The organism is Stenotrophomonas maltophilia (assembly GCF_003970865.1).
In the GTDB taxonomy this organism is placed as follows: domain Bacteria; phylum Pseudomonadota; class Gammaproteobacteria; order Xanthomonadales; family Xanthomonadaceae; genus Stenotrophomonas; species Stenotrophomonas maltophilia_AR.
In genome coordinates, this window is the sequence record NZ_RXLZ01000001.1 from 52,025 (window position 1) to 67,600 (window position 15,576).

Consider the following 15,576-nt stretch of genomic DNA (forward strand, 5'->3'; position numbering starts at 1 on the left):
CTGGCGCTTGATACAAAAAAACCCGGAGGACAGTGATGTCTTCCAGGCTTCTTGGTGACCACCGAAGTGGTCGGGGAGACAGGATTCGAACCTGCGACCTCTACGTCCCGAACGTAGCGCTCTACCAGACTGAGCTACACCCCGAAGGGAGCCGCCTATTCTAGCGATTCACCCCGATGGCGGCAAGGGGTGAATGCTGTTTTCTTCACACTGCCGAAGCAGTGCCACTTCAGGGAACAAAAAAGCCTGGACGACTTCACCAGGCTTCAATGCGACCACTTGAGTGGTCGGGGAGACAGGATTCGAACCTGCGACCTCTACGTCCCGAACGTAGCGCTCTACCAGACTGAGCTACACCCCGAAGGAGCCGCCTAAGATACCGTGTGAAGGCCCTGTCGGCAACCCTTTTTTACAGTTTCAATGCACGTCGTTGTCGGTGCGGGCGCTTTCGCGCGCTTCGAACCACATCCCGTTGAGGATGGCCACGACCGAGGCCAGTCCGGCACCGAGAATCCAGGCGAAATACCACATGCTTACTCTCCTTCATTCCGGGTAGGTGCCGACCGTTGGTCGGCACACGTTCAAGCAATCAATAAGCGTTGGGGTTGTCGCCCATTTCCTCGACCGTCGTCTTGCCCTTCAGTACGCGGTACACCCAGGTGGTGTAGGCGATGATGATCGGCAGGAAGATGGCCGTGGCCAGCAGCATGACCCACAGCGTCAGATGGCTGGACGAGCTGTCCCAGACAGTCAGGCTGGAGGTGGGCTGGCTGGAGGACGGCAGCAGGAACGGGAAGATCGCAAAGCCGACGGTCAGGATGATGCCGGCAATCGATGCGCCCGAGGCGATGAAGGCCAGGCCACCACGACGTGCGCGCAGCAGCACCGCGCTGGCCAGTGCGCCCAGCAGGCCCAGCACCGGGAACACCAGGGTGGCCGGCATGGAGCTGTAGTTGCGCAGCCAGCCACCGGCGGCCGTGCCCAGTTCGGCGGTCTTCAGCAGCGGATTGGTCGGGCCATCGGTGACCACCTGCGAGGTGATCTGGTAGCCCGGCAGGCCGAAGGCCACCCAGGCACCGGCGATGGCGAACAGCACGAAGCTGATGATGGCGGCGACGCTGCCATAGCGTGCGGCACGTTCGGCCACCGGGCCGTCGGTCTTGATCACCAGCATGGCCGCACCATGCGATACCAGCATGGCCACGCTGATCAGGCCGGCGATGAGCGCGAACGGGGTGAGCAGGCCGAAGAACGAACCGGTGTAAGTCACGCGCAGGGTGTCATCGAAGTGGAACGGCACACCCAGCAGCACGTTGCCCACGGCGACGCCGGCAATCAGGCCCGGCAGCAGGCCGCCGATGAACAGCACGCGGTCCCAGTTGTCGCGCCAGCGCTTGGACGGCAGCTTGCTGCGGTACTTGAAGCCGACCGGGCGCAGGATCAGCCCGAACAGCATCGCAAACACCGCCAGGTAGAAGCCGGAGAAGCTGACCGCATACAGCGGCGGCCATGCGGCGAAGATCGCGCCGCCACCCAGTACCAGCCAGACCTGGTTGCCTTCCCACACCGGGCCGACGGTGTTGATCACCAGCCGGCGTTCTTCATCGGTCTTGGCCACGAACGGCAGCAGGGTGCCGACACCAAGATCGAAACCATCCATCACGGCCCAGCCGATCAGCAGGATGCCGAGCAGCAGCCACCAGATCACGCGGAGCGTGGTGTAATCAAGTGCAATGAATTCCATCTGGATTCTCCTGCCTCAGGCCTGGCCGGGGGCGACTGCATTGGGGGAAGCGGGGCGGATATCGGCCTGCAGCGAGGGCAGGATGTCGTCCGGACCCTTGCGGACCGCCTTCAGCATCAGCTTGATCTCGATGATCAGCAGCACCGTGTACAAGCTGGTGAACACCGCCAGCGTGGTCAGGATTTCATGCAGTGCCAGGCCCGATGCCGCGTAGAAGGTGGGCAGCACGCCATCCACCGCCCACGGCTGGCGGCCGTACTCGGCGACGAACCAACCGCATTCGATCGCGATCCACGGTGCCGGCAGCGACCACACGGCCAGCTTGAGGAACCAGCGCTTGTCCTGGAAGTTGTTGCGGCACGAGAAGTAGAACGCCAGTGCGAAGAAGGCGATCAGGTAGAAGCCCAGGCCGGCCATGATGCGGAAGGTCCAGAACAGCGGGGCCACGCGCGGCACGGTATCCATCGCGGCCTTGGAGATTTCCTCCGGCGTCGCGTTGAGGATGTCTTCGCGGTAGCGCTTCAGCAGCAGGCCATGGCCGAGATCCTGCCAGTGGCGGTCGAACATCTCGCGTGCTTCGAGGTCGTTGCGGTCCTTCTTCACGCGCTCCAGTGCGCCATAGGCGATCTGGCCGCCGCGGATGCGGTGCTCGGCACGCTCCACCAGTTCCAGGATGCCCGGGATCGGCTGGTCCAGCGAACGGGTGGCGATCAGGCCCATCAGGTACGGGATCTTCACCGCGTAGTCGTTCTGGTGGGTGTCCTGGTTGGGAATGCCGAAAGCGGTGAAGTCGGCCGGCGCACGCTCGGTTTCCCACATCGCTTCGATCGCGGCCAGCTTCATCTTCTGGTGTTCGCTGGCGGCGTAACCGCTCTCGTCACCCAGCACCACCACCGACAACGAGGACAGCAGGCCGAAGGCTGCGGCCACCGCGAACGAACGGCGGGCCATGTCCCGATGCTTGTTGCGCAGCAGGTACAGGGCGCTGATCGACATCACGAAGATCGCACCGGTCACGTAGCCGGCACTGACGGTGTGCACGAACTTGGCCTGGGCCACCGGGTTCAGCAGCACCGCAGCGAAGTCGACCACTTCCATGCGCATCGTTTCCGGGTTGAACACCGCACCGGTCGGGTTCTGCATCCAGCCGTTGGCGATCAGGATCCACACCGCGGACAGGTTGGTGCCCAGCGCCATCAGCCAGGTCACGGTGAGGTGCTTGACCGGAGTCAGGCGCTTCCAGCCGAAGAAGAACAGGCCGATGAAGGTCGCTTCCAGGAAGAATGCCATCAGGCCTTCGATGGCCAGCGGCGCACCGAAGATGTCGCCCACGTAGTGGCTGTAGTACGACCAGTTCATGCCGAACTGGAATTCCATCACCAGGCCGGTGGCCACGCCGATGGCGAAGTTGATGCCGAACAGGGTGCCCCAGAACAGGGTCATCTGCCGCCAGACCTGCTTGCGGGTCATGACGTACACGCTCTCCATGATGGCCACCATGAAGGACAGGCCAAGCGTGAGCGGGACGAATAGGAAGTGGTACATCGCGGTCAGAGCGAATTGCAGCCGCGACAGTTCTACGACTGTCTGATCAATCATGGCCTGGCTACCTCGTTGGATAGTGCCGTTGCAGGTGGCGGGAAGGGTGGTCTACGGGGTGAATGATGTGACCGACTACTTCAAACAGCCTTGATCCAGATCAATGTATGAATGGGTATTCAGGAGGATCGTATGCCAACCCGATGAAGACTGCGACCGCCGGCCGCAGGGGGAGGCTGTTGCCTGCGCCTACAATGCCGTGTCTCCCCTGTTGCCCGTGAAGACCCCTTGAGCGCTGCCGAAACGACCCCTGACGGCCTTTCCCTGGAAGCCGAAACGACCCGCCAGCGGCGTGCCCGCACCGCATGGCTGGCCGATCTTGCGCGCTCCGCTCGAGGTCGCCAGCGGTTGGCGGCGCTGTGCATCAGCCTGTCTGGCGCGCTGCTGATCGGCCAGGCCGCCGCCATCGCCTGGCTGGTGCAGCAGGTACTGGTGGAACGCGCACCGCTGGCGTCGGGCCTGCCGGTGCTCGCTGGACTGGCGGTGATCCTGGTGCTGCGCACGCTGCTGGGCAGCGCCACCCAGGCGGCTGCCGGTGATGTGGCCGATGCCGCGCGGTTGGCCCTGCGTGAACGCGTGTTCGCGTGCCTGCTTGGGCATGGGCCGCTGTGGCTGCGCCAGCGCCGCACCGGAGAGCTGGGCGAACTGATGCTGCATCACGGCGATGCGATCGAGAGCTATTACAGCGGCTTCCTGCCGGTGCGCACTGAAGTGGTGGTGGTGCCGCTGCTGATCCTGGCCGCGGTGGCCTGGGTGGACTGGGTGGTGGCGCTGATCCTGTTGTTCACCGCACCGCTGGTGCCGTTCTTCATGATGCTGGTGGGCTGGGGCGCCGAAGCCGCCGGCCGTGCGCAGCTGGGCGAACTGGCGCGGATGAGCGGCCACTTCGCCGATCGCATCAAGGGCCTGGGCCTGCTGCGCCTGTATGGCCGCGGCGAGGCCGAACTGGAAGGCATCGAGGCGGCCGCTGAAGGCGTGCGCGTGCGTACGATGAAGGTGCTGCGCATCGCCTTCCTGTCGTCCACGGTGCTGGAATTCTTCGCCTCGGTGAGCGTGGCGATGGTCGCGCTGTACCTGGGCCTGAGTTATCTGGGCCTGATGACGCTGCATGCAGCAGTGCCGACGCTGGGCGCTGGCCTGTTCTGCCTGCTGCTGGCGCCGGAGTTCTACGCGCCGCTGCGGCGGTTGGCTGCGCACTACCACGACCGCGCCAATGCACTGGCAGCGGCGGCCGAGGTTGAGCGTCTGTTGCAGTCGTTGCCGGAAGAGCAGGGCCTGATCGAAAACGAGAGTGCGCCACTGGCGGTGGAGCCGGCTGAGGCCGCGTTGCCGCCGCTGCAGGCGCAGGGCCTGGTGCTGCGTCCGTTGGGCGCGCCGCACGATGTGCTGCAGGATCTGGATGTGCTGCTGGAACCGGGCCAGCGTCTGGCCCTGGTCGGCCCCAGCGGGTCCGGCAAGAGTACGCTGCTGGAAGCACTGGCCGGATGGTTGCCGCCGCGTGCCGGCAAGCTGCAGCTGCGGCCCGGCGTGCAGGTGGCCTATGCCAGCCAGCGGCCGTACCTGTTCCATGGCAGCATCGCCGACAACCTGCGCCTGGCCGATCCCGGTGCCAGCGATGCGCGATTGCGCGCAGTGGCCGAGGCCTCGCAGGTGCTGCAGTTCGCGCAGCGCCTGCCACAGGGACTGGATACCGTGATCGGTGAGCGCGGCTTCGGTCTGTCCGGTGGTGAAGCACGCCGCATCGGCCTGGCCCGCCTGCTGCTGCGCGACCCGCAGGTGCTGCTGCTGGACGAGCCCACTGCGTTCCTCGATGCCGATACCGAAGCCGCGCTGCTGCGCAGCCTGGCCGCCTATGCACGCGGCCGCAGCGTGGTGGTCGCCACCCACAGCCCGGCGGTGATCGCCTGGGCCGACCGTTGCCTGTTGTTGCCGGAAGGCCGCCTGGTGGAACCGGCACAGGCGGTGCGCGCATGAGCCGTTCGCCCGATTCGCTGCGCGCGGTATTCCTGCGCCATCGGCCGCGCCTGCTGCTGACCGTGCTGCTGCTGTGGATCACGATGCTGGCCGGCACCGCCCTGCTCGGCCTGTCCGGCGGCTTCCTGACCGCCGCTGCGCTGGCCGGTGCGGCCGGGCTGGCGCAGGGCTTCAACTTCTTTTCGCCGTCGGCCGGCATCCGTGGCCTGACCATGGCGCGCATCGTGTCGCGCTACTTCGAGAAGCTGGTCGGCCACGATGCCACGCTGCGCATCGCCCGCGATCTGCGCGTGTGGTTCTTCCGCCGCGCGCTGCCACTTGCCCCGGCACGGTTGGGGGCTACGCGCACCGGCGAGCTGCTGGCGCGGCTGCTGGGGGACATCGGCGAAGTGGATGGCCTGCTGGTGCGTGCGATCGGGCCGCTGGTGGCGCTGGGTGCGCTGACGCTGGTGGCGATCGCCTCGGCCGCTGTGATCCTGCCGTCGGCGGCGGTACTGCTGGCGGCGCTGGCGCTGCTGATCGCCTTCGGTGTGCCGTGGCTGGGCGTGCGTGGTCGCGACGATGAGGAGGCCGACCGTGCCGCGCATCGCGCTGCCCTGCGTACCGCGGCCTTCGAAGGACTGGAAGGCGCGGGTGACCTGGCCGCGTTGCACGCCGATGCGGCGTGGCAGTTGAAGGTGCGCGTGGCCGCCAAGCAGCTGGCTTCGCGGGATCGCCGTCGGCGCTGGCGCCTGATCGCGGCCTCGACCCTGCATGGCCTGGTTGCCGGGTTGGGGCTGGTGGCGATGCTGGCACTGGCCCTGCATGCGGCCGAACAGCAGCGCATCCCGCCGGAAATGGCGGCGGGCCTGGTGTTCCTCACCGTGGCACTGATCGAACTGTGGGCCGGCATGGGCCTGGCCTGGCAGTCGCTGCAGTCCGGGCGCATCGCCGCCGATCGCCTGCAGGCCATCGTCGAGCAACCGCCGACGGTGGAGGATCCACAGGCGCCGCAGGCGGTGCCGCCGGCCGCGCGCGTGCATTGGGATGACGTGCATTTCCAGTGGCCGGGTGCAGCGCGGCCGGTGTTGTCCGGCCTGCAGCTGACCCTGGCGCCGGGCGAGCGCATCGCGATTCGCGGCGACAGCGGCAGTGGCAAGACCACGCTGTCGAGCCTGCTGCTGCGGCTATGGGATCCGCAGCAGGGACGGCTGACCTACGGTGACCGCGACCTGCGTGATTTCGCCCAGGCCGACTGGCACCGGCAACTGGCGTGGCTGCCGCAGAACGCGCCGGTGTTTGCCGGCAGTGTGGCCGAGAACCTGCGATTGGGTGATCCCGATGCAAGCGACGCAGCGTTGTGGGCGGTGCTGCGTCGCGTGCGTCTGGGCGAATGGGCCGAGCGCAACGGCGGCCTGCAGACCTGGGTGGGCGAGAACGGCGCGACGATGTCGGCCGGCCAGGCACGACGTCTGGCGCTGGCGCGTGCGCTGCTGCGCAATGCGCCGATCCTGCTGCTGGACGAACCCACCGAAGGCCTGGACGTGGATACCGCACGCGCGCTGTTGCAGGACCTTTCCGGGTTGCTGGACGGGCGCAGCCTGCTGATGATCACCCACGACGACCTGCCCGAAGGCGTGGTCGATGCGCAGTACCGGTTGCGCGATGGGGTTCTGGTGCGCGAAGCGTGAACGGTAGTGCCGGCCGCTGGCCGGCAACCACGCATCCGCGTCGAACATCGCGAGCATGCCGGCCAGCGGCCGGCACTACCCATCCGGCTGGTTACTGCGAAAACTCGCGCAGCATCACCGCGATCGAGGCCACGTTGGCCAGCACGCACAGCCAGAACACCCACTGGAATGCGGCCTTGCGGTGCTTGTGGCGGAACGTCGCCTGGCCCAGCAGCGCGCCGGGCCAACCGCCGGCAAAGGCCAGCAACTGTAATGTGCGCTCGGGAATGCGCCACTGCTTTCGCTGCGCGGCGCGCTTGTCGTGGCCGTACAGGCCGAACGACACCGCGCTGGCGAGCAGGCACCAGCCACCCAGCCACAGCGGCAGCACGCCGCTGATCATCAGTGCGATCAACGCGCCGAACGCGGCCAGCGCGAGATTACGCCGCCATGCCACTTACAGCGCGTCGAGGAAGCCGCGCACGGCCGGGCCGAAACGCTCGAAATCGACGAGGAAGGCGTCATGGCCCTGCGGCGACTCCAGGCCGATGAAGCGCGCATCGGCGCCGCCGGCACGCAGGCCGTCGGCGACCTGTTGCTGCTGCTGCACCGGGAACAGGATGTCGGTGTTGGCGCCGATCGCCAGCGCCTTCTCCACCCGGATCTTCGCCAGCCCGGCCAGCACGTCGCCGTCGGCATACTCAGCCAGGTCGAACCAGTCCATCGAGCGGCTGAGGTACAGATAGCAGTTGGGATCGAAGAAACGCACGAAGCGCCGTGCGTGGCCTTCCAGATAGCTTTCCACCTGGAATTCCAGGCCGAACGGATCGTCATCGGCCTGGTCCGAATCCAGCCGCACACGGCCGAAGCGGCCATCCCATTCCAGTGCCGAACGGTAGGTGATCACGCCCAGCTTGCGCGCCATGCGCATGCCGGACTCGGGGTATTCGGCATCGTCGTAGTGGCCACCATTCCAGCGCGGATCAAGACGGATCGCCTCGCGCTGCAGCGAACGGATCGCGATCGAGAAGGGGAGCGCCTGCGCACTGCCGGAAATGTTGACGTGGCTGCGCGCGATGCCCGGCTGCAGCATCAGCACGGCCAACGCGGTCATGCCGCCCATCGAATTGCCGACCACGCAGGCCAGCTGTTCGATGCCCAGGGAACGCACGACGTCGATCGCGGCGCGCGCGCCGTCTTCGATCGACAGCTCGGGGAAATCGAGACGATACGGTTGGCCCGTGGCCGGGTTGAGCGAGGCCGGACCGGTCGAGCCTTTGCAGCTGCCCAGCGAGTTCACGCAGACCACGAACCAGCGGTCGGTATCGATCGCCTTGCCGGGGCCGACCATGCCTTCCCACCAGCCCGGGGCCGGGTTGGCGTCGTTGGCTGCCGCATGTGCATCCGGCGAGAGGCCGGTCACGATCAGGATCGCGTTGCTGGCGTCGGCCGCCAGTGTTCCCCAGGTTTCATAGGCCACGCGCGCGCCGTGCAGGGCGCCGCCGCGCTTGAACGGGAAGGGCGAGGGCAGGGCGTGGAAGCGGGTGCCAGGCGGGATGAATTCGGTCATGCAGGCATTCTAGCGGGGCCGCATGTGGAGCTGGCGACACGCTGGTTTCCATCGGCGATGCAGGTAGTGCCGACCGCTGGCCGGCAACCACGCAGGCGCATCACGATTCATGAGGTTGCCGGCCAGCGGCCGGCACTACCGGGCGGCGCGTTACGGAAAGCGCAGCTCCACAACACCGTCGTGGGGCAGGCTCACCTTCACCGGTACGCTCTGCAGGTCGTCCTCACTGCGGTTGGCGCTGCCGGTGCGCGAGATGCGTGCCAGCACTTCCACTTCGCGATGTGCGGACAATGGCGCGGTCGGCATCGGGCTGTCAGCGTCGCCCAGACCGACCGTGGCCGGGAAACCGGCCAGGGGCAGCTTGCGTGCGGCCACCGGCATCGGCGGTCCACCCACGGCGCGGGCCAGCACGAATACCTGGGTGCTGGCCGGCCACGCGGCGTTCTTCAGCGCAGGCAGCTGCACGCGCACCTGCAGCAACGCCTCTGGTGCCGCAGGTGCGGCATCGGGCGCCAGGCCGGCCGCTTCGCGGGCGATGGCGATCTGCGCCTGCAGCGCCTGCGCGGCGCCGGGCTCAAGCCGTGGCAGCAGGCCGCTCCACACATCCGCGGCCTCGGCATTCTTTCCGCGCTGGCGCAGGGCGATACCCAGCAGCCAGCTGGCACGCTCGGCATCGGGTGCCTGTGCACGCGCCTGCTGCAACCAGGCCATTGCGGTGTCATCGAACTGCTTGCCGGCATCGGCCTGCGCACGTGCCTGCGCCGCTTCCACCAGCACGCCGGGGTCTTCCGGGGCGAGAGCGGCGGCACGTGCGAAGGCGTCCGCCGCGGCTGCGGCGTTGCCCAGTTCGGCCTGCGACCGGCCCAGCAGCGCCCAGCCATCGGCCCGCTGTGGGTCACGCTTCAGTGCATCCTGCAGGGCCTGCACGCCATCGCGCAGGGTGGCTACCGAAGGCGTCGGTTGTACCTGTGCTGCACGCGGATCACCGACCAGCAGGTACAGGCAGGCACCGGCCACGCCCAGTGCGAACACGCCGACCACGAAACCGCGGCGGCCAGAGTGGCGCAGCGGCCACAGCACCAGCGCTGCCATCAACGCAGCAACCAGACCGGCCAGCATCGGCAGCCAATGGCTCACCATCCGTCTCCTTCTTCGGCCTTGCCGGCCGGTGCTGCGCCAACGGTACGGCCACGGCGGCGGACAATGCCCAGTACCACCAGTGCACCAGCGCCGAGCATCAGCAGGGGACCGCCCCACAGCAGCCAGGTGCCCGGCTGCAACGGTGGCTGATAGAGCACAAATTCACCGTAGCGCGCGACCAGGAACTGCTTGATCTGCGCGTCGTCGTGGCCCTGCTGCATCAGCTGCAGCACCTCGCGGCGCAGGTCCTGCGCGATCTGCGCGTTGGAATCAGCCAGTGACTGGTTCTGGCACTGCACGCAGCGCAGCTGCGCGGCCAGGTCGTGGAAGCGGCGTTCTTCGGCGCCATCGCGGAACTGCAGCGGCTGCGGATCATGCAGCGGCTGCTGTGCCAGCACGGCCAGCGGCAGCATCAGAAGCAGCAGCGCCAGCAGCCAGCGCATGGGCTCAGGGCGCCGTGTGCAGCGTGCTGCCAGCATTGCCCTGGGCCTTCTCGATCTTCTCCAGCGCCGGGATCAGCTTCTCGTCGACCACGCGCTGGGTCATCGCACCGCTGTACTTCCAACGCACGATGCCGCTGCCGTCGACCAGGAAGGTCTCCGGTGCGGCGGTCACACCCCAGTCGATGGCGGTGCGGCCTTCCATGTCGCTGAGCACGACCATGAACGGGTTGCCCAGCTGTTCCAGCCAATGCAGGGCATCGGTCGGTTCGTCCTTCCAGTTGTAGCCGATCACGCGCACGCGCTTGCTCTCGGCGAAACGGGTCAGCACCGGGTGTTCCTCGCGGCAGGCCGCGCACCAGCTGCCCCACACGTTCAACAGGTAGGGCGCGCCACGCAGTTCGTCGCTGTGCACGATCATTTCCGGGTCGTGCAGCACCGGCAGCGCGAACGCTGGCGCCGGCTTGTCGATCAGCGCCGATGGCAGCACGTCGCGCTGCGGATCACCCGATTTCATCACCCCGTAGATCATCAGCCCGAGCAGGCCGAAGAAGAACAGCACGCCGATCACGATGGCTACCGGCGGCAGCGGGCGGGAGGGGCGCGGGGCGGGGGACTCGGACATGGAAACTCCTACGGACGACGGAAACGGCGGTCGGCGGCGGCGATGAATCCGCCCAGGGCCATCAACAGCGCGCCCAGCCAGATCCAGCGCACGAACGGCTTGATGTGCACCCGGACCGCCCATGCATTGTTGCCCAGCGGCTCGCCCAATGCCACGTAGACATCGCCGTCGAAGCGTGCATCGATGCCGGCCTCGGTCATCACCTGGCCGCCGCTGGCGTACTGGCGCTTCTCCGGGTGCAGCAGCGCCAGTTCGCGGCCGTTGCGGAACACCCGCAGGTGACCGCGGTCGGCGATGAAATTGGGACCTTCGCGATGGTCCACGCCCTCGAAGCGCACCTCGTGACGGCCGACCACCACCTGCTGGCCCGGTGCCAGCGCCACTTCACGCTGTACGTTCAGGGCTTCCACCAGCAGCGCACCGGCCAGGAATACGGCGATGCCGGCGTGGGCAACGATCATGCCGAGCATTTCGGCGGTGAAGCGGCCGTTGCCGCGCAGTCGCTGCCAGACGAAGCGTGCGGTACCGAACCCGACCCAGACCGCGGCGGCGACACCGAGACCAGCCTTCCAGCCGTTCTGCGGCGCCTTCCACCAGGCCAGCGCGCCCAGCAGCACCGCCAGCCCCAGCCAGGGTGCCAGCAGCGCGAACGAGCGCGAGGGCTGGTCGCGCTGCCACTTCACCAGCGGGCCGAACGGCAGCAGCAGGATCATCGGCGCCATCAACAGCAGGAACAGGCTGCCGAAGTAGGGCGGGCCGACCGAGATCTTGCCCAGCGACAGTGCATCGGCCAGCAACGGATACAGCGTGCCGAGCAGCACCATCGCGCAGGCGGTGGCCAGCAGCAGGTTGTTGGCCAGCAGCAGGGTCTCGCGCGAGGTGGCGGTGAAGCCGCGGCGCGGATCGTCGGCGTCCACGCTCAGCTGGCTGGCGCGCAGCGCGTACAGCAGCAGGCTGCCGCCGACCAGCACCGATAGGAACACCAGGATGAACAGGCCGCGCGACGGATCTGCAGCGAACGAATGCACGCTGGTCAGCACACCGGAGCGCACCAGGAAGGTGCCGAGCAGCGACAGCGCGAAGGCCGCGATCGCCAGCAGCAGGGTCCAGCTGCCGAAGGTGCCGCGTTTTTCAGTGACGGCCTGCGAATGGATCAATGCCGCACCGACCAGCCACGGCATGAAGCTGGCATTCTCGACCGGGTCCCAGAACCACCAGCCGCCCCAGCCCAGCTCGTAATAGGCCCACCAGCTGCCCAGCGCGATGCCCAGGGTCAGGAAGCCCCAGGCGACGTTGGTCCACGGCCGCGTCCAGCGCAGCCAGCGCGCATCGATACGGCCCTCCAGCAGGGCCGCCACCGCGAATGCGAACGGAACGGCGAAGCCCACGTATCCGATGTACAGCATCGGCGGATGGATGATCAGCCCCGGGTCCTGCAGCAGCGGGTTGAGGTCGCGGCCTTCCAGCGGCGCCGGGTTCAGGCGCAGGAACGGATTGGAGGTGAAGATCAGGAAGGCGAGGAAGCCGACGCTGATCACGCCCATCACCGCCAGCACGCGCGCCTGCACCGGTACCGGCAGGTGTCGCGAGAACAGCGCCACCGCGCCGGTCCACAGTGCCAGCACCAGCGCCCACATCAGCAGCGAGCCTTCGTGCGCGCCCCAGACCGCGGAGTAGCGGTAGATCATCGGCAGCAGCGAATTGGAGTTCTCGGCCACGTAGCGCACCGAGAAGTCCTGCTGCACGAACGCGGCGGTGAGCACCGCGAAGGCGCCGGCGAGCAGCAGCAGCTGTGCGAAGGCGGCTGGCCGTGCCACCGCCATCCAAGCCGTGTTGCTGCGATGCGCGCCGACCAGCGGCAGGCCGGCCTGCAGCAGCGAGGCCAGCAACGCGCACAACAACAGGATCTGACCCAGTTCGGGCAGCACTCAGCGCACCTCGGGTGCCGTAACCGGCACGTCATGCTTGCGATGGGCGTCGCCCATCTTGTCGGCCACTTCCTTCGGCACGTACCTCTCATCGTGCTTGGCCAGCACCTCGTCGGCGACGAACACGTCGTCCTGCAGGCGGCCACTGGCGACCACTGCGGTGCCTTCTGCGAACATGTCCGGCAGGATCCGCGACGTGGTCACCGCCAGCTGGGCATCGCCGTCGGTCACTTCGAAACGTGCTTCCAGCGAACCGACCGGGCGGTTGAAGGAGCCTTTCACCACCATGCCGCCCAGGCGGAACCGCGACTGCGCATCGACATCCCCGCGCAGCACTTCCGAGGGCGTGTAGAGGTAGGCGATGTTGCGCTCCAGCGCCATCGCCACCAGTGCGGTGGCCAGCCCGGAGGCGAGCAGGGCCAGCAGTACCCAGGCCAGGCGGCGGCGTTGTACCGGCGTCATCGTTCCAGCTCCGTCGAAAGCGGCGCCGCAGCATCCTGTTTGACGGCGCGGGTCTGCTGCCGCTGCTGGCGCGCCAGTGCCAGCCGGCGTGCCACGCGCAGGCGCAGCCACGAACCGATGGCATCGGCGCCGAGCACCAGCACGAACACGGCGTAGGCGCCGATCACATAGGGCAGGTGGGTCATGATCGGGCCTCCCCGGCCGCGCGTGTGGCATCGACCCGGCCACCGACCCAGGCCTTGCCGGCCTCGCGGTCGAGATTGTCGGCGCGGGCCTTGGCCAGCACCGAGCCGGCGAACCAGAACTTGGTGCCGATCACCATCCACCACAGTGGCGCGATCATCGCGCTGCTGATCGCCGATTCACCAAACACGTTGATCGACTGGCGCTGGTGCAGGCCGCCCCACCAGTCCACCGAATAGCGGATCACCGGCAGCAGGCTGACACCGACGATGGCCAGCAGGCCGGCCGCGCGTGCAGCGCTGCGGCGGTCCTCGATGGCGTGGTACAGGCCGATCACGCCCAGGTACAGGAACAGCAGCACCAGTTCACTGGTCATGCGCGGGTCCCAGTCCCACCAGGTGCCCCAGGTGCCCTTGCCCCAGATGCTGCCGGTCAGCAGGGTGATCAGGGTGAAGCCGGCGCCCATCGGCGCGCAGGCCATGGCCAGGATCTCGCAGACCTTGATCCGCCAGATCAGGGCGATGGCGGCATACAGCGCCATCAGCGCGAACACGAACAGGCTCATCCAGGCACTGGGCACGTGGATGTAGAGGATGCGGAAGCTGTCCAGCTGCTTGGCTTCCGGCGGCACCACCAGCAGCGCCTGCCACATGCCGACCAGCAGCACCGGCACCGCCGCAAGGTAGAACACCCGCGACCAGCGGGCAGCGAATCGGTCGAACGTGGGAGGCGAACCGAGTTGGTGGAACCAGCGGACAATCGGATTCATGCGTGGCGGCTATCCAGCAGGGGTGGATTGGCTCTCAGCTCGGTCAACTCAGAGAAATACGTATTGCAGCGGCGGTGGCCAACGGCGCCAGCACCAGCGCGACCAGCAGGCCGGCGCCCAGCATCAGCAGCGCACCGACCGGATCCTGTCCGCGTCCGGCTGCCGCCAGACTACCTGCGCCGAACACCAGCACCGGCACGTACAGCGGCAGCGACAGCAACGCCACGAGAATACCAGAGCGTCGGATGCCTACGGTCAGCGCGGCGACCACGCCACCGATCAGGCTCAGCAGCGGCGTTCCCAGCAGCAACGATGCCAGCAACATCGGCAGCTGGTCATGCGGCAGATGCAGCATTTCGGCCAGCAGCGGGCTGACCACGATCAACGGCAGGGCAGTGGTGGCCCAGTGCAGCAGCACGCGCACCAGCACCAGCCAGGCCAGCGGCACCGGCGCCAGCAGCCATTGTTCCAGCGAGCCGTCTTCGGCATCGGAGCGGAACAGCGAATCCAGCGACAGCTGGCCTGCCAGCAGCACCGCAAGCCACAGCACCGCGCCTGCGGTGGCGGCCAGAAGTTGCGGCTCGCGGCCCTGGGCCAGCGCGAACAGCACCACCACCAGCACCGCGAACAGCAGCGGCTGCAGCGCATCGCCGCGGCGGCGCCAGAGCAGGCGCAGGTCACGCTTGAGCAGGGCGCCAGCGGTCTGCCACAGGCCCGGTTCGGTGCCTGGCGCGATCATGCGGCACCGCCGAGGTCGAGCTGGCGGGTGCGCACCGGCGGCGCGGCATAGGCGCCATGGGTGGTGACCAGCGCCGCGCCACCGGCGCGCAGGTGCGCGGAAATCATCCGGTTGACCAGGGTGATGCCCTCCAGGTCGAGGTTGGCGTAGGGTTCGTCGAGCAGCCACAGCGGCGCCGGCGACAGCCAGATGCGTGCCAGTGCCAGCCGCCGCTTCTGCCCGGCGGACAGATGCCGAACGAGGGTGTCCTCATAACCGGCCAGGCCCACGATGGCCAGCGCGTTGCCGGGCATCTGCCGCGCACGCCGCCCATGCAGGCCGCACAGGAAGTGCAGGTTCTCCAGCGTGTCCAGATCGGGCTTCAATGCGGGCAGATGGCTGAGATAGGCGACGTAGCGCGCGCGCTCGGCATTGCCGGCCGGCCGGCCATCGATCTGCACCTGCCCGGCACCAGGCCGGGCCAGGCCCGCCAGCACACGCAGCAGGGTGGTTTTGCCGGCGCCGTTGCCGCCCTGCACTAGCAGGGCTTCGCCGGCGTCCACATGGAAGTCCAGCGGGCCGAACACCGGCTCGTCATTGCGGGAGAAACTCAGGCCGCTGGCGGCCAGCAATGCAGGGGTGTTCAAGGGGCAGGGGTCTTCATGCCGGAGTGCGATGGCAATTGTAGCGGTGAATGCCGATGGTAGTGCCGGCCGCTGGCCGGCAGATGCGACCCGGCGTCGCAGATCGTTCCAGGGTTGCCGGCCAGCGGCCG

Annotated in this window: 16 protein-coding genes and 2 tRNA genes; 2 read left to right on the forward strand and 16 right to left on the reverse strand. The window is 67.7% G+C overall.

All coding sequences use genetic code 11. The features are described from left to right. Window positions 1-67: 67 nt before the first annotated feature. From EKL94_RS00245 to EKL94_RS00265, 5 genes are all read right to left on the reverse strand, one after another. Window positions 68-144: transfer RNA gene (locus EKL94_RS00245), tRNA-Pro, on the reverse strand. Window positions 145-284: 140 nt separating this feature from the next. After that, window positions 285-361: transfer RNA gene (locus EKL94_RS00250), tRNA-Pro, on the reverse strand. A 56-nt stretch (window positions 362-417) separates the two neighbouring features. Then, window positions 418-531: a cytochrome bd-I oxidase subunit CydX gene (cydX, locus tag EKL94_RS00255; protein ID WP_032129411.1), complete on the reverse strand. Its 114-nt coding sequence runs from the start codon at window positions 529-531 to the stop codon at window positions 418-420. Window positions 532-589: 58 nt separating this feature from the next. Next, window positions 590-1,744: a cytochrome d ubiquinol oxidase subunit II gene (cydB, locus tag EKL94_RS00260; RefSeq protein ID WP_126927513.1), complete on the reverse strand. Its 1,155-nt coding sequence runs from the start codon at window positions 1,742-1,744 to the stop codon at window positions 590-592. Between the two features lie 15 nt (window positions 1,745-1,759). Beyond that, the gene (locus tag EKL94_RS00265; RefSeq protein ID WP_126927514.1) at window positions 1,760-3,343 is read right to left on the reverse strand and encodes a cytochrome ubiquinol oxidase subunit I; all 1,584 of its coding nucleotides are present in this window, start codon (window positions 3,341-3,343) and stop codon (window positions 1,760-1,762) included. A 228-nt stretch (window positions 3,344-3,571) separates the two neighbouring features. On the opposite strand from EKL94_RS00265, the gene cydD reads away from it, so the two are divergent. Beyond that, entirely contained in the window at window positions 3,572-5,317 is a 1,746-nt protein-coding gene (gene cydD / locus EKL94_RS00270) for a thiol reductant ABC exporter subunit CydD (protein WP_126927515.1), read from the forward strand. Next, a complete protein-coding gene (gene cydC, locus EKL94_RS00275) occupies window positions 5,314-6,987 on the forward strand; it encodes a thiol reductant ABC exporter subunit CydC (protein ID WP_126927516.1) in 1,674 nt (557 codons plus the stop codon). Before cydD ends, cydC begins: the two co-directional genes overlap by 4 nt. 91 nt (window positions 6,988-7,078) lie before the next feature. On the opposite strand, the gene EKL94_RS00280 is transcribed toward cydC, so the two are convergent. From EKL94_RS00280 to ccmA, 11 genes are all read right to left on the reverse strand, one after another. Beyond that, window positions 7,079-7,423 (reverse strand): DUF1294 domain-containing protein, encoded by a 345-nt coding sequence (locus EKL94_RS00280; protein WP_126927517.1) that lies wholly within the window; start codon window positions 7,421-7,423, stop codon window positions 7,079-7,081. Continuing rightward, window positions 7,424-8,536 (reverse strand): homoserine O-acetyltransferase MetX, encoded by a 1,113-nt coding sequence (gene metX, locus EKL94_RS00285; RefSeq protein ID WP_126927518.1) that lies wholly within the window; start codon window positions 8,534-8,536, stop codon window positions 7,424-7,426. A 150-nt stretch (window positions 8,537-8,686) separates the two neighbouring features. Beyond that, the gene (locus EKL94_RS00290) at window positions 8,687-9,676 is read right to left on the reverse strand and encodes a tetratricopeptide repeat protein (RefSeq protein WP_126927519.1); all 990 of its coding nucleotides are present in this window, start codon (window positions 9,674-9,676) and stop codon (window positions 8,687-8,689) included. After that, window positions 9,670-10,119, reverse strand: a complete 450-nt coding sequence (locus EKL94_RS00295; RefSeq protein ID WP_126927520.1) for a cytochrome c-type biogenesis protein — start codon at window positions 10,117-10,119, stop codon at window positions 9,670-9,672. The genes EKL94_RS00290 and EKL94_RS00295 overlap by 7 nt, the downstream gene beginning before the upstream one ends. Before the next feature lie 4 nt (window positions 10,120-10,123). Next, window positions 10,124-10,741 (reverse strand): DsbE family thiol:disulfide interchange protein, encoded by a 618-nt coding sequence (locus EKL94_RS00300; protein ID WP_126927521.1) that lies wholly within the window; start codon window positions 10,739-10,741, stop codon window positions 10,124-10,126. Between the two features lie 8 nt (window positions 10,742-10,749). Further along, a complete protein-coding gene (locus tag EKL94_RS00305; RefSeq protein WP_126927522.1) occupies window positions 10,750-12,669 on the reverse strand; it encodes a heme lyase CcmF/NrfE family subunit in 1,920 nt (639 codons plus the stop codon). Then, window positions 12,670-13,131: a cytochrome c maturation protein CcmE gene (gene ccmE, locus EKL94_RS00310; RefSeq protein ID WP_126927523.1), complete on the reverse strand. Its 462-nt coding sequence runs from the start codon at window positions 13,129-13,131 to the stop codon at window positions 12,670-12,672. After that, complete coding sequence (locus EKL94_RS00315) at window positions 13,128-13,316, reverse strand: heme exporter protein CcmD (protein ID WP_032129786.1); 189 nt, start codon at window positions 13,314-13,316, stop codon at window positions 13,128-13,130. Before EKL94_RS00315 ends, ccmE begins: the two co-directional genes overlap by 4 nt. Further along, a complete protein-coding gene (gene ccmC / locus EKL94_RS00320) occupies window positions 13,313-14,083 on the reverse strand; it encodes a heme ABC transporter permease CcmC (protein WP_126927524.1) in 771 nt (256 codons plus the stop codon). The genes EKL94_RS00315 and ccmC overlap by 4 nt, the downstream gene beginning before the upstream one ends. Window positions 14,084-14,126: 43 nt before the next feature. Further along, complete coding sequence (ccmB, locus tag EKL94_RS00325) at window positions 14,127-14,822, reverse strand: heme exporter protein CcmB (RefSeq protein ID WP_006456616.1); 696 nt, start codon at window positions 14,820-14,822, stop codon at window positions 14,127-14,129. After that, window positions 14,819-15,448 (reverse strand): heme ABC exporter ATP-binding protein CcmA, encoded by a 630-nt coding sequence (gene ccmA, locus EKL94_RS00330; RefSeq protein WP_019336398.1) that lies wholly within the window; start codon window positions 15,446-15,448, stop codon window positions 14,819-14,821. The genes ccmB and ccmA overlap by 4 nt, the downstream gene beginning before the upstream one ends. Window positions 15,449-15,576: the final 128 nt, after the last annotated feature.

Bases quoted from the DNA above. Each gene is read 5' to 3' on its own strand.
- cydX (WP_032129411.1), bottom strand. From the start codon at position 531: ATGTGGTATTTCGCCTGGATTCTCGGTGCCGGACTGGCCTCGGTCGTG.
- cydB (WP_126927513.1), bottom strand. From the start codon at position 1,744: ATGGAATTCATTGCACTTGATTACACCACGCTCCGCGTGATCTGGTGG.
- EKL94_RS00265 (WP_126927514.1), bottom strand. From the start codon at position 3,343: ATGATTGATCAGACAGTCGTAGAACTGTCGCGGCTGCAATTCGCTCTG.
- cydC (WP_126927516.1), top strand. From the start codon at position 5,314: ATGAGCCGTTCGCCCGATTCGCTGCGCGCGGTATTCCTGCGCCATCGG.
- metX (WP_126927518.1), bottom strand. From the start codon at position 8,536: ATGACCGAATTCATCCCGCCTGGCACCCGCTTCCACGCCCTGCCCTCG.
- EKL94_RS00290 (WP_126927519.1), bottom strand. From the start codon at position 9,676: ATGGTGAGCCATTGGCTGCCGATGCTGGCCGGTCTGGTTGCTGCGTTG.
- EKL94_RS00295 (WP_126927520.1), bottom strand. From the start codon at position 10,119: ATGCGCTGGCTGCTGGCGCTGCTGCTTCTGATGCTGCCGCTGGCCGTG.
- EKL94_RS00300 (WP_126927521.1), bottom strand. From the start codon at position 10,741: ATGTCCGAGTCCCCCGCCCCGCGCCCCTCCCGCCCGCTGCCGCCGGTA.
- ccmE (WP_126927523.1), bottom strand. From the start codon at position 13,131: ATGACGCCGGTACAACGCCGCCGCCTGGCCTGGGTACTGCTGGCCCTG.
- EKL94_RS00315 (WP_032129786.1), bottom strand. From the start codon at position 13,316: ATGACCCACCTGCCCTATGTGATCGGCGCCTACGCCGTGTTCGTGCTG.
- ccmC (WP_126927524.1), bottom strand. From the start codon at position 14,083: ATGAATCCGATTGTCCGCTGGTTCCACCAACTCGGTTCGCCTCCCACG.
- ccmB (WP_006456616.1), bottom strand. From the start codon at position 14,822: ATGATCGCGCCAGGCACCGAACCGGGCCTGTGGCAGACCGCTGGCGCC.